Source organism: Kineobactrum salinum (assembly GCF_010669285.1).
Taxonomy (GTDB): domain Bacteria; phylum Pseudomonadota; class Gammaproteobacteria; order Pseudomonadales; family Halieaceae; genus Kineobactrum; species Kineobactrum salinum.
This window is the reverse complement of record NZ_CP048711.1, coordinates 4316025-4329122: the sequence shown is the minus strand read 5'-3', so window position 1 is coordinate 4329122 and position 13098 is coordinate 4316025. Positions and strand designations below refer to the sequence as shown.

The 13098-nt window shown below is 61.3% G+C and carries 13 protein-coding genes; 9 read left to right on the top strand and 4 right to left on the bottom strand.

Going from position 1 to position 13098, the window contains the following annotated elements:
• Positions 1 to 76: 76 nt before the first annotated feature.
• The 4 genes from G3T16_RS19255 (at position 77) to G3T16_RS19245 (ending at position 2615) form a co-directional block, all read left to right on the top strand.
• On the top strand, positions 77 to 379 hold the full coding sequence (locus G3T16_RS19255; RefSeq protein WP_163496652.1) for a hypothetical protein: 303 nt from the start codon (positions 77 to 79) through the stop codon (positions 377 to 379).
• Positions 379 to 876 (top strand): phytanoyl-CoA dioxygenase family protein, encoded by a 498-nt coding sequence (locus tag G3T16_RS22195; protein ID WP_232059165.1) that lies wholly within the window; start codon positions 379 to 381, stop codon positions 874 to 876. Before G3T16_RS19255 ends, G3T16_RS22195 begins: the two co-directional genes overlap by 1 nt.
• Complete coding sequence (locus tag G3T16_RS22190) at positions 762 to 1328, top strand: phytanoyl-CoA dioxygenase family protein (RefSeq protein ID WP_332102905.1); 567 nt, start codon at positions 762 to 764, stop codon at positions 1326 to 1328. Before G3T16_RS22195 ends, G3T16_RS22190 begins: the two co-directional genes overlap by 115 nt.
• Before the next feature lie 489 nt (positions 1329 to 1817).
• Positions 1818 to 2615, top strand: coding sequence for a Crp/Fnr family transcriptional regulator (locus G3T16_RS19245; RefSeq protein ID WP_163496651.1), 798 nt, complete (start codon positions 1818 to 1820; stop codon positions 2613 to 2615).
• A gap of 91 nt (positions 2616 to 2706) precedes the next feature.
• Here G3T16_RS19245 and G3T16_RS19240 read toward each other — a convergent pair whose 3' ends face one another.
• From G3T16_RS19240 to G3T16_RS19230, 3 genes are read right to left on the bottom strand one after another with little or no spacing between them, the layout of a single operon-like run.
• Positions 2707 to 4056 (bottom strand): sigma 54-interacting transcriptional regulator, encoded by a 1350-nt coding sequence (locus tag G3T16_RS19240; protein WP_163496650.1) that lies wholly within the window; start codon positions 4054 to 4056, stop codon positions 2707 to 2709.
• On the bottom strand, positions 4053 to 4622 hold the full coding sequence (locus G3T16_RS19235; RefSeq protein ID WP_163496649.1) for a hypothetical protein: 570 nt from the start codon (positions 4620 to 4622) through the stop codon (positions 4053 to 4055). Before G3T16_RS19235 ends, G3T16_RS19240 begins: the two co-directional genes overlap by 4 nt.
• The gene (locus tag G3T16_RS19230; protein WP_163496648.1) at positions 4606 to 6054 is read right to left on the bottom strand and encodes a sensor histidine kinase; all 1449 of its coding nucleotides are present in this window, start codon (positions 6052 to 6054) and stop codon (positions 4606 to 4608) included. The genes G3T16_RS19235 and G3T16_RS19230 overlap by 17 nt, the downstream gene beginning before the upstream one ends.
• Before the next feature lie 482 nt (positions 6055 to 6536).
• Here G3T16_RS19230 and G3T16_RS19225 point away from each other — a divergent pair, with 482 nt between their 5' ends.
• The 5 genes from G3T16_RS19225 (at position 6537) to G3T16_RS19205 (ending at position 10629) form a co-directional block, all read left to right on the top strand.
• Positions 6537 to 7658, top strand: a complete 1122-nt coding sequence (locus G3T16_RS19225) for a sigma-54 interaction domain-containing protein (RefSeq protein WP_163496647.1) — start codon at positions 6537 to 6539, stop codon at positions 7656 to 7658.
• Positions 7659 to 7786: 128 nt separating this feature from the next.
• Positions 7787 to 8335 (top strand): exopolysaccharide biosynthesis protein, encoded by a 549-nt coding sequence (locus G3T16_RS19220; protein WP_197911759.1) that lies wholly within the window; start codon positions 7787 to 7789, stop codon positions 8333 to 8335.
• A gap of 68 nt (positions 8336 to 8403) precedes the next feature.
• Positions 8404 to 8682 carry a hypothetical protein gene (locus tag G3T16_RS19215; RefSeq protein ID WP_163496645.1) on the top strand — a complete coding sequence of 93 codons (279 nt, stop codon included), beginning with the start codon at positions 8404 to 8406 and terminating at the stop codon, positions 8680 to 8682.
• Between the two features lie 317 nt (positions 8683 to 8999).
• Entirely contained in the window at positions 9000 to 9533 is a 534-nt protein-coding gene (locus G3T16_RS19210) for a hypothetical protein (RefSeq protein WP_163496644.1), read from the top strand.
• A gap of 46 nt (positions 9534 to 9579) precedes the next feature.
• Positions 9580 to 10629, top strand: coding sequence for a DUF748 domain-containing protein (locus G3T16_RS19205; RefSeq protein ID WP_163496643.1), 1050 nt, complete (start codon positions 9580 to 9582; stop codon positions 10627 to 10629).
• Here the strand turns inward: G3T16_RS19205 and G3T16_RS19200 are convergent.
• On the bottom strand, positions 10599 to 13067 hold the full coding sequence (locus G3T16_RS19200; protein ID WP_197911758.1) for an endonuclease/exonuclease/phosphatase family protein: 2469 nt from the start codon (positions 13065 to 13067) through the stop codon (positions 10599 to 10601). The two genes, G3T16_RS19205 and G3T16_RS19200, sit on opposite strands and share 31 nt — an antisense overlap.
• Positions 13068 to 13098 lie beyond the last annotated feature (31 nt).

The window sequence follows — 13098 nt, the reverse complement described above, 5'->3', positions numbered from 1 at the left end:
TCGACACAACCGGTTTTAGGCGGCACACTGGTGTCGCACATAGCCCGATTCAGCAAATGACCAGGAGAGACTCACGATGAACGATCCCGTCAGGAAAGAAATGAAACAGCTCACGCAGGATTTTGCCGGGCTGCGCAGTGATATAGGCAGGCTCAGCGAAGTGCTCGCCACCGCCGGTGCCAACCGGGGCAGAACCCTGTACCAACGGGCCGCCGATCGAGGTGTGGAACTGGGCCATCGGGGTGAAGCCGCCCTGGACTCGGTACACCAGTCGATTCGTAACAGGCCTCTCGGTACCACGCTCGCCGTCATCGGCATCGGCTGCGTCATCGGCTTGCTTGTAGCCTCTTGCGCGAAGAGCTTCGATGAGGGCAAGTAATGCACGGTGCCGACCCATATCCCACCCGGCGCAGGGAAGTCGGGCCAGCGTTCCCCAGGCTCGAACCGGTCATCCATTCCCGCAATCAGAATCGCTGGGATGGGCCGCTGGATGAGTTTTCGCTGTCGCGCTACGAACGGGACGGGTTTCTGTGGTTTGAAGGTTTCTTCGCCAGCGAGCGTATCCTGCCTTTTTTCCAGGAGCTGACTGAACTGGAACGAAACCCTGAGTTAATGGCCTCGGACCAGATCATCAAAGATCCGGAGAGCGGGGAGCTGCGCTCCGTTTTCGCCATGCATGAACTGTCCGAGGGTTTCAGTGCATTGACCCGGGATCCGCGCATTCTGGGCATGGTCCGCCAGTTGCTGGGGGGGATGCCTATATTCACCAGTCGCGGATCAACGACAAGTATGGCTTCAACGGCAACGGCTTCAACTGGCACTCTGATTTCGAAACCTGGCACTCCGAGGACGGGATGCCGCGTATGCGGGCGGTGAGCGCATCGCTGATGCTGACCGACAACAATGAATTCAATGGCCCCCTGATGCTGATTCCCGGCTCCCACCAGTATTTCATTCCCTGCGCAGGCGAAACGCCTGCCAACCACTGGAGGGACTCGTTGAAAAGCCAGCGCCTGGGCATACCCGATCAGGAAATCCTCAGAGAGCTTGCCTCGCGTGGTGGAATAGAGGCACCCAAGGGTCCACCGGGGTCTCTACTGTTGTTTGAATGCAACACCCTGCATGCCTCCAACAAGAATCTTTCACCGTGGCCACGTTCCAATCTGTTCTTTGTCTACAACGGCGTCGACAACCACTTGCAGGCGCCGACCGGGGGCACCGAGCCAAGACCGGAGTTTCTCGGCGCTCGCCGCAATACTGCCCCGCTGGACATGCTCGATCCGGTGCATCCCTGGGAACGGCGCGGCTGGGACTATCCGCAGCGATAGAAACCCGAAAGCCGCCCAGGTTCCTTGCAACCGACCGCCGGACTTGGCATGAGCTGCCGCGAGAAGCGGTTACCGGCCAGCCAGGTCCGGCGGCTCACTAGCGGCCCCGCCACTTCGTAAAATAAGTACCCATCCAGACTCGGCACGCTTCTTGCTGTACCCAGATAACACAGCTCGCGGATACGTCCCGTGAGTCAGTTGACGCCACTTGGGTGAGGTAAACCTGATGTCCTGCTCCAGAACACCAACTTGCTTGCCTCCAGGACCGCCAGCGCTGGCCGCAGTACACAGCGCCCTCTGGCTCCGTCTTTCAGAGGCCCTTCCCGCCCTGCAGCTCCGTGCTGCCACAAAAAGGAGATACGACTCCCCCCCGGCACCGCCGCGACGCTTCTCGCCGGCTTATGTTGCCAATCAACAACAGCTATATACGCAAGCGTACATGAACATGACCACCCGGTCCTACCACGAGACCACCAAGGAGAATGTCACATGAACATGCGCAAGCCAGTCAATCTGCATCCGGCGGTAAACCAGAACCTGTTTCTCGCCGCCCTGCCTGCGGAAACGAAAGCCTTGGTACTGGCTGATCTGCAGCAGGTGTCCGTCAAATCCGGGGAGATCCTGGATCAGCCCGATACCGAACAAAGCTATATCTTCTTTCCCACGGATACCGTCATTTCACTGCAGTATGTGATCGAATGTGGCAAGGCCAGCGAGATCATGACAATCAGCAGGGATGGTATCGTTGGCATTTCCAACTGGCTCGCCATTGGGGGCAGCTATGTGCAGGCCGTGGTGCAGCGGGCGGGCAATGCATACTGTATCCGGGGCCAGTCTTTCAAGCAAAAATTTGACCGCGACGCAGCGCTGCGCAGTCTGACCCTGCGCTATCTGCAATCCATGATCAGCAGTACAGCGCAGGCTGCTGCCTGCAACCGACACCATACCATCGATCAACAACTGTGCCGCAAGCTGCTGCTGTTGCTGGACCAGACGGTGGGCATGGAATTGCGCCTGACCCATGAAGCCATAGCGCAGGCACTGGGCGTGCGTCGGGAGGGTGTCACCCAGGCGGCCGCCAGACTGCGTGATCTCGGCGTTATCGATTACCGGCGCGGGCGTATTGAGGTACTGGATCGTCAATTGCTTGAGCAATTGAGCTGCGAGTGCTATCAGGCGATCAAGACCCAGAACGCCCGCCTGCTGCCGTATCTCAACAGCGGATTAGCTGGCAAAGCCAACAAGACTCGGTACGGCAGCGTACTACCGCGGGCCCATGCCTATTAAGCCAGATGCGCATGCAGGGCTGCAGTTCACCAGAAAGGGGCAGTGGAGCCCTTGCTGGCTCCCCCGTTCTGCGACCGAGGACTCGTCCGTATCATTCCTCCGGCCGGTAGTCAGCAGGGTTCAGCTCATGCTTCTTCAGCAGTTTGTAGAACTCGGAACGGTTGCGCTGCGCGAGACGGGCCGCCTGCGCGATATTGCCCTGGGTGGTATGCAGCAGCTTATTGAGATACTCGAGCTCGAACTGGTCCCGGGCATCGGCGAAGCCGGTAAAATCCTGCGGCTTGCGACGCAGGGCCCGCTCCACCAGGTCTGCGGGTATCAGTTCTGAGCGGCACAACACCACGCACTGCTGCACAACATTGGCCAGCTGCCGGACATTACCGGGCCACGGGGCGGTCAGCAGCAATTCCATCGCCTCCGCAGTGAAGCCTCTGGCAACGCCCTCGGACCGGAAAAGTTCCAGAAAATGATTGGCCAGCAGCGGAATGTCCTCGCGCCGTTCACCCAGACTGGGCAGTTGCAGGTTGACCACGCTCAGGCGATAGTAGAGATCTTCACGGAAGCTCCCGTTGGCGATAGCCTCTTCGAGATTGCGATTGGTGGCGGATATGATGCGTACGTCGATCTTCTGGGCCCGGTCAGAACCCAGTGGCTGCACCATCATTTCCTGCAACACCCGCAGCAGCTTGGCCTGGAACGGCAGCGGCATTTCCGCCACCTCGTCCAGGAACAGGGTGCCTCCGTCCGCGCTCTGAAAATAGCCGTCACGTTCCCTGGCTGCGCCGGTAAAGGCGCCCTTGACGTGGCCGAACATTTCACTCTCGAACAGCTCTTCCGGAATGGCGGTACAATTGAGCGCCACAAAAGGCTTCTGGGCGCGCGGACTGGCGGTATGGATCGCCCGCGCCAGCACCTCCTTGCCGGTGCCGCTCTCACTCTCGATGATGATGCTCGCGTTGCTGGCTGCGATCAGTTCCACTTGTTGCAGCAGGGACTCCATCACTGCACTGCGCGACACAATCCCCTGCCGCCACGGAGGCACCGCTTCCGTCTCGCCTGTGGAGGCAAGGCAATTGGAACGCGCGGCGCGCTTGATGGTGGCGATCAACTCCTCGGCGTTCAGCGGTTTGGTCAGAAAGGCAAAAGCACCCTGCTTGGTCGCCGCCACCGCATCCGGAATGGTACCGTGCGCCGTCAGCAGCACAACCGGCAGCAGTGGAAACTTGACCCCCACCTGTTCCAGCAGGCCCAACCCATCCATGCCGTCCATCTTCAGGTCGCTCACCATCACCGACGGCTGCCTGTGCTGCAATGAAGCCAGCGCCCGCTGAGCACTGTCGACGGTTTCCACCTGCATGCCGGCGCGCTGCAACCGGATGGCAAGCAACTGCAACAGGTCCGGATCGTCGTCCACGACGAGGACACGGATATCTGCTGTCACGGCATTTCCCCATCACGGCTGTCGGGAGCCATGTCACTTTCGATATCCTTCAGGGACTCCAGCTTCTGCTGGCTCTTGTTCAACTGCTCATGAGCTGCGGCGAGCTGTTTTTTCAACTGCTGTATCTCCTGGTGGCGCACAGTGATCTCCACTTGCTGTTGTTCACAGTACTCCCGCTCGGTCGCCATCGTTGCCAGCAGCGCGATCTCCCTTCTCAGCGCATCGGCGAGTGGCGCGAACTCGCCATCCGGGTCGACAAGCTGCAGCAGGCTCCGGGCATAGTGCAGCGACGGATCAGTGGAGTCCATTCTGACCTGCAGATAGGCCAGCTGAAGCCGTGTCAGATCGGAAGGCGACTCCACGTGCCGCGCCAGCACCGCGGCGTAGACGTCCACCCGCTGCAAAGGGCTCAACGCCTCGACACGGTTCGTAAAACTGCGCCATGCGGGAGTCCAGCGGACGCCCACTCGATCACAGGCGTCCTGCCGGTGCTCGCTTTCAGGCGCCGGCACCCCGGCACAGGCCGTCAACAGGCATAACAACAAGAAGCTACTGTACTTGATCATGCTGATCAGCGACCTCCAGTGTCAACCGAAAACAGGTCCCTTTGGCGGTTTCCAGAATGCGGATGTCGCCGCCGTTGCGCTGCGCATATTCCCGGGCAATTGCCAACCCCATGCCTGTACCGGGGATCAGGCAATCGTCAGGCCTGGCTCCGGTAAAAAACCAGTCGAATACCCGCTCCCGGTACTCCTGCGGAATGCCCGGCCCCCTGTCGGAGACATCCAGCCGCGCTTCCCGTTGCCACTGGTGCAGCCTGAGCGCCACGGTACTGCCGCGGGGAGAATATTTGATCGCATTTGAAAGCAGGTTATCGACAATCAGCTCCAGCTGCCTCTCGCTGCCGCGGGCAACAAGCGGCTGAAGCTCAGCCCGCAGGTCGACATTGCGGGCACTGGCACCCAGTCCCTGCCGCTCGATAACGCCGCTCACCAGCGTATCCAGGGGTACCGCTGTCTTGACGGTGGTATCGTCCAGATGGCCGTGAGCGCCAAAGCGAAGCAGTTCCTCTATCATCGCCTGCAAGCGGATACTGTTATCCCGCAAGATCCTGACGATTCGCTGCTGTTGTTCATCCGCGCCAGCTGAGGCGGGTTCTGCCAGCAGCTCACAGGCCTCCCTGATATTGGTCAGCGGGGTCTTGAGCTCATGCGAGACGTTCCTGAGAAAGTGGGATTTTTGTTGCTCCAGTTCCAGCAGACGGCGCCGCAGCCAATCGAGACGATCCCCCAGGTCCACCAGGTCACGTGTACCGAAGATCTCTATCGGCCGCTCGAGGTCGCCGCGCCCGAGATTGCGCACGCTGCGATCGAGCTTCCGCATGGGCCGCGAGGCGAGAACGACAAAAGCCACCGCCAGGAAACCGGACAGGGGAATGACGAGCATGGCCTGGGCTACCAGCACTTGCTGTAGCTCCCGCGCCTGTTCCGACATCTGGTTGGCCTGCTCCGCGGACTGCATGCGATACTGTTCCAGCAGCGCAGTCACTGACCGGCGCAGCATTTCATACGGCTCCCTGTCACTGTTTGGTCCAGCTTCAGGAGACACATTGCGGACCAACTCGGCTACCCTCTGCTCGGCCTCGTGGGCGGCTCGCAGGAGTTCCCGCGCCTGTGGATTGCCATTGTCGGCAGCGACAATATCCAGCAGCCTCAGAACCTCACGGCGCCGGGATTCGAAGATGCCGTGATAGGTTTCATCTCCGAGCGCAGCATATTGCCGTGCGGAGCGCACCATCTCCCCCACCCGATCCGACAGCCGCCGGCTGACATCCGTACGCCACTGCACCGAGACCATGGCCTCGCGGCTGCTGCGCGCGAGCGCATCCACCTGGACAATGGCGGTAATGATGCCGGTGGCCAGGGGCAGGGCTGCCAGCACAAATCCCAGCACTGTCAGCCGCAACTGTGTAAGTGCCTGGAATCGTCGCAACATCATCGAGCTCCAAAAGACTGACCATCCGGGCGTATTGGATAAGCGACAGATTGGCATCTTGCCGGACTACACCTGCGCTCCCGCCTGTGCCCCGCTCGAGGGGCAGAGCGACCCATACACAAAGGAGCAGCGTTGCCGGACAGCGACAGTGTAGGACAGAACACAGACGATTTCACCCACCGGCAAGCGGCACCATTGCTGCCCCGCAGTCGGTGTAATGTATGCGTTCCTCATCAGCCAAGCGCTGCACTCCCCCAACCGCCACCTGCGCGAACCCCGGATTTGTGGGTTTACGAACAGAACTCACCTCAGTGGACGTCTAGTCTATGTTTGATCCGCCGGCTCAGGCAATCATCATTCGCGCCCGCCGGGAACGGCCACCTGATCAGGAGTCGCCCAATGTATAAGCTCAACACCACGGCTTGCCACCCTGCGACAGCGAACCGCGGTGGCACATCCGATCCATCAGTAGCTGCGAGTCAAATATGAACAGATCCGTCTCCGAAACCGCGCTGCACGCCCAGGCCCCCGCCAACAGTGCGGAGCCTGCCGCATCCGGGCAAACGGTAGCGCCCGGCCCGCGATCGGCCGGGCGAAGGGACGGACCCGACCAGATGCAGAGCGTGAACGGCGACTGCAGTGGCGATAGCGACAACATCCAGCAACAATTACAGCGCATACTGGTCGGCGATTCACCGCCAATGCGTCACCTCTTCCGGCAAATTGCCAGGGTCGCACCGACCTCGGCTTCGGTGCTGATAACCGGCGAGAGCGGCACCGGCAAGGAACTGGTGGCACAGGCGATACACCAGTTCAGTGCGCGCGGGGAGCGCCCCTTCCTGCCGATAAATTGCGGAGCCATTCCTGCCCAGTTGATCGAGAGCGAGCTGTTTGGCCACGTCAAGGGCAGCTTCACCGGGGCCACCCGCGATCACAGCGGGTATTTTGAGAGAGCCAATGGCGGCACCCTGTTTCTCGACGAGATCACGGAGATGCCGTTTGACCTGCAGGTAAATCTGCTGCGGGTGCTGGAAACCTCCACTTTCGCCAGAGTGGGAGGCAGCAGGGAACACACTACCGATACCCGTATTATCGCGGCAACCAACCGGGATCCAGTGCAGGCAGTAGAAGATGGCGACTTCCGCGAAGACCTGCTTTACAGGATCCAGGTATTCCCGGTCCATTTGCCGCCATTGCGCGAACGCAATGGGGACATCGAGCTGCTGGCGCGGCATTTTCTTGAGCAATACAATCGCGATGAGAAGCAGCGCAAGGCGCTCTCCGACGAGGCCGTCGATGCATTGTGCCGCTACAGTTGGCCGGGCAACCTGCGCGAACTCAAGAACGTTGTCCAGCGTTCCTGCATCATGGCGGAAACCTGTATAGAACCAGAAGACCTGCCCGCACACATCACCTTGCCGGACGGTGGCAGCCCGAACCACAACTGGTCCGTCCCGGTAGGCCGCTCTTTGGCGGAGATGGAGAAAAAGCTCATCCTCGCAACGCTGGATTACTGCGGCGGACGCAAGGAGAAGGCTGCCCGCATGCTCGGCATATGTCCCAAAACCCTGTATAACCGTCTGCGGGAATATCAGCGGCGTGCCTAACAGCCATGAAACAGCGAAACACAGCGGCTCCGCCCGGCAGTCCATCCGCAGCCAGGTCAGCCCCTGAGGATTGCCAGGGGGGTGGGCCTCCTTCGCAAGAGGCCACCGACCTTGAACAGTTGCTGGCGATGCTGGACCGAACCGCCGACGGTCAGCAGCAGAAAGTCTGTATTGGCGAGATCATCGCCGCAGTGGGCAGCCGTTCCTTTGCGCCACTGTTGATGCTGATAGGGGTATTGATTGCGTCACCGCTGAGTGGTGTACCGGGGTTTCCTACACTGGGAGCGATCATCGTGGCATTGGTCAGCGGCCAGATGCTGGTGGGACGCAAGCACTTCTGGCTGCCACACTGGTTACTGGCGCGCAGCGTACCGCGGCAGAGAATGAGCGAAGTTATACGGTGGCTCAGGCCTTCCGCGCGCTTTGTCGACAAACTGCTGAAACCCCGCCTGGCGGTCATGGTCAATGGTCCGGGAAGGTATATGATAGCCCTCACCTGCCTGCTCATCGCCGGTGCCATGCCCTTCCTCGAACTTATTCCCTTCTCGTCATCGGCGGCGGGCGCCACACTGTCGGCCTTCGGCCTGGCGCTGGTTTCCCATGACGGGGCGCTGGCAGCGCTGGCCTATCTGGTGACCGGCCTGACCGCCTGGCTGTTGATCGCCGGCTTGTTCTGAGCTTCGGACCCGCGGCACCGTGCCTTATCGGCTTTGCCAGCAGTGATACGACCCTGGAGAAAACACCAATGGAGGCAGTACTGGACGCAACACAGTGGCCCGCGATGGCGGCCACGCTCATCGCGGCATGGCTGGTCGGCTCCCAATCAGCCAACAAGCGGCGCTGGGGCTTCGGCTGGTTTATCCTGAGCAATGTCCTGTGGATAGTGTGGGGCTGGTACGCCAGCGCCTATGCGCTGATTGCGCTGCAGGTAGGCCTGTTTGCGATCAATATCCGCGGCAGCCGCAAAAACGAGGCCGCCTCCGCCGACTCCCGGATCCGGCCCTCCCGGGAAGCCAGGCCATGACACCACACCCACGCTTTCTGGTACTGCACCCCGGAAATAGTGGCTCATCTGCCGATTTCCGCGCCGCCAGCTTGCTGGTCCCAGGAAGCCGGCCGATTTGTAAATGCACCCCGAATACTGTACGTTTTCCCGCCATGACGGCACCATACGCACACACTGTAACAGCAACAATAAAAATACCGTGATGTGCTGTTGACCCGAGCTGCCGACGGTTGCCTGCCAGTAGCACCCGAATGGCACGTGAACTGCATGGGTAAATCAATGTGAATGCTGCGACGGCCGGTGGAACGTTCCGGCCACCAGGTTCACTGCATTTTTTGAACGTAGTACAACACACCATGGACAAGACCGGGCTCACCGACAATACCCATCCCTTCCTCGTGTGTGCAGCATTTGACACCGCGGCCTCGGCCGATATTGCCGTGCAATATCTCAGTGGCCCTGCCGGCTTCCAGCGCGACCGCATCGAATGCCGCCAGTCCGCTGAGAGTCAGCCGCGGGCAGCCAAGCGCACGAAAGGACTGATTCGCGGCAAGCTCCATGTCGGGCTGGGTCTGGGCTGTCTGGGCCTGGGCTCCCTGCTCGCGCTGTTGTGGCTGCGCTACGGACCACCGGCACTGCAATCCAGCCCCCTTTTGATCGCCTGCGCAGCCGCTTTCTTCTGCCTTGCGTTCGGCTTTGTGGTTCGGATGGTGCTGTCTTTGCGCGATGAGCCCGGCCCGCCGTTGCCGGGGATGGCGGACCCATTGGCAGCCCCTCCCGGCGCCTGGTTGGTGATAGTGCACTGCTCAAACGAGACCGAACGGAATCATGCCAGGGCGGTGATGGGAAATTCTGCGCGGCTACTGTGACGGGCAGCCCGGCACCCATGACCACAACCTCACGGGAGTAGCTTGCATGCCCGCCAAAAACCGTTTCCGCCTTGTTCTGATCCTCTCTGCTGTTGCTGTGCTGCTGCTGGTATTGAGAGCCAGCCTGCCGTGGCTGGCCAGGGATTACCTCAACGACCGGATGGCGGACATGGGCGAGTACAGCGGATATGTCTCCGCCGTGGATATCGACCTGTGGCGCGGAGCGTATACCTTGACGGACGTGACCATCACCAAGACCTCCAGGGAGATTCCGGTACCGCTGTTCCGGGTGGAGGCGGCGGATTTGTCCATAAGCTGGTCCGAGCTGTGGCGCGGCGCGGTCGTCGCGGAGATCGATTTCCATCACCCGGAGCTCAATTTCGTGGACGATGTAGAGTTTGGCCGCCAGAGCGGCGCGGGCACCAACTGGCAGCAGGCGCTGCAACGCCTGACGCCGGTGGAGATCAACCGGCTCGGGCTGCACCAGGGCGCCATTCACTTCCGCAACTTCAACTCCGACCCACCAGTGGACATCATCCTGGCCGACATCAACGGGGTTGTCGACAATATCACCAATATCGATCGCAGCGCCGGGGCCCAGCGGGCCAGGCTGCATATCACCGGCATCATGCTCGACAATGCGGAGACCTCGCTCGACGGCCAACTCGATCCATTGGGGGACTTCCAGAATTTCAGCCTCAGGTTGAAAATCACCGGAATTGAGCTGCGGCGCCTGAATGCTCTCAGTGAAGCCTACGGCAATTTCGATTTCGAATCCGGCGATGGCGACTTCCTGCTGGAACTGCAGGCCGAGGATGGCCAGCTGGAGGGCTATGCCAAGCCTCTGCTCGACAACGTCGTGATACTGGATCTCGACGAGGACCTCGAACAGGGACCGCTCAGCGCCGCCTGGGAAGCTCTGGTCGGCGCGCTGGGACGACTATTCCGGAATCAGCCGGAGAACCGGATCGCCTCAAGAATAGAGATCCGGGGCAACCTCGACCAGCAGGACATCAGCGGCTGGCAAGCCTTCGTCTCTGCGCTGCGCAATGCCTTTGTCGATGCCTATGAAGCCACCTTCGAACCCGGCTCCTGAGCCGGCGCGCCGCTGGTGGAACTCATGGCGGAGGTGTCAGGCATCGCGACGGGGAGCTTGAGCGTCGCCACCAGGGGCCGATGGTCTGAGGCCAGCCTCGCGAGTTGGGACTGCGGCGTGTCGATGGCGGTGACCTCAACTCCGCCCCCCAGAAAAATGTGGTCGATACGGGCCGCAGGTATATTGCTGGAAAACGTATTGCGGGGCCGGTGAGACGCCAGTTCTATCTGGGCATCATCGAGGCGGGCGCGCAACATCCTGCATACCGCGGACCCCGGGGTGGCGTTGAAATCACCGCACAGGATGACCGGTCCCTGGCAGTCGGGGTGTCCCAGCCAGTTGCGGCCCAGCAATTCCTGGACCTGGCGCAGGCGCTCGCCTGGCCACAGTCCGAGATGCGTGTTGATCACCTGGATCTCGGTTCCCATCACCTCCACCGCGACCCAGACGGCGCCCCGCGGTTCGCGCCGTGAACCGGGCCCGGGCACCGGTGGCAAACAGGCTGCCTTGACCAGGCGCATCGGCAGGTGGCTGAGTATCGCGTCACCGTATTGCTCGTTCTCTACATGAATCACTGGATGGAAATGGTGTTCCATCGTCAGGTAGTGAGCAATGACCTGGGCCTGGTTTTCGTGACCGCTGCGGGAGCGGCCAACATCCAGTTCCTGCAGGGCCACGATATCCGGTTGGGTGCGCGCGATCACGCGGGCGATGCGGCGGGCGGAAAGCTTGCCATCCATGCCAATGCAGCTGTGGACGTTATAGGTGACGATGCGCAACTGGCGCGAGGGTTTCTCCACCACCTGGATGCGCTTGTTGCGCGGTGCGAAGGAGCGGCGGCCAAGGTGCTGCAGTGCCGCTTCGCGCAAATCCAGCGGCCGCAGGTAGTCCCGCGGCCTGTCGGGCAGCAGCGTATCTGACGGCAACAGGGCGAAGGCCGTGGTTTCCTGCGGCGTAGCACCGGCGTGGGAGCCGTTTTCCTCTGCAAAGGTAATCGGCTTTGCTCCCGCGTGCCAACCCAGCAGCACCAGCTCGCCTGCCTCCGGATGATTGCACAGCCGGGCGAGGTCGTCGGGCAATTCGGCAACAAAGGGATGCGATCGCCCAAACAGACTCGCAGTATCACGCGGCAGGGCAAATTCACCGGTGGCCGTCCAGGCGCGCAGAGCCCCCTTTTGGTCGCGTGTGATCGCCACCGGCACCCCGTGGGCGCGCACCAGTTCGCTGGCGAGAAAAACCCGTTGCGTTGCGCCGAGATCCCCGGGCGGATACACGAAGGCCACTGGCCCCAGCGACGCCACCTGCAGCTCCTCAGAGTCCGGTCCGGACTGGAACACCGAGAACAGGCGCTGGAACCTGCCGCCACCCAGCAGCCGGACTCGATGGGTCTCCACTGTTTCCGGCGCGCCCCCCGGGGCCGGCCCGGAGCGGGTTTCGAGTCCCGCCAACACCAAATCCACCGCCTCTTTGACGCTGTAGCCCTGCAATTTATGGTAGGAACTGGCGTGGTGCTGGCCATGGTCAGAGTATATCCAGACATCGTAATGACGGCCGGGGGCGGAATGTGCCGCACGCCACAGGCGAGCGATGGCGTCATCTATACCCTTCAGGGTCCAGTGGGCAAACCGCGAGGCCGGTCCGCGCCGGTGGGATTGCTCATCGTAACCCAGCAGATTGATATGGATAATCGGCAGGCCACGGTTGATGTCTATTCTGCCGCCAATGACACAGAGTTCGCGCAGCAAAATGCAGATCGCCACCCGGGTGGGTACGAACTTCAGCTCCTTCAGGAAATTCCTGCCCTTCGCCAGACCGCGTCCGAAGTCAACCAGAGCCAGCACCAACTCGACCGGCAACAGCACCAGGATGCGCACCAGGCTGTACAGGTTGGTGATCAGCAACAAAAACGTGGCATTCGGATTGGCGGCGCGGATGCTCGGCCCCCAGCCCAGCGCGGCAGGACAGAAGTGCGCCTCGGCCGCGCCACCCGTGAAATTGTCGGAATAGGCACTGCCTTGGGCCAGCAGCGGCTCACCCTCCTGCTCCAGTCGGGCTTCCACTTGCTCCGCCGCTTCGGGCTCATACATGCGCACCAGCTTGCCGGAACCGCTGGAGCGAAAGGAAAACGCGGGCACCGCAGTGCGAACCCCGTAGAACAATTCGGCCTGGACCGCCGGGGTAGCTGCGGGCAGTCCCGAGTACATGGTATGCAGCTTGCAGGACTCGCGCCGCAGAAGCCGCTTGAGAAAGGGCATCTCTCCCCGCTCCAGGGCCAGGGCGAGTTCGGGCCGGGAAAGCCCGTCCACCTGGATCATGACCAGCCCGGGCCGGGTCGAGTCGACGGCCGAGTCCGGCAGCTTCATCGCCCGGGTCAGCCAGTGTGCCCGATTCAGCCGCCGACGGCTGAGCCGGAGAAATGCGCGGAAATGACGGAACATCCCGACTCCTTGTTGCAATGGATGAACTGAG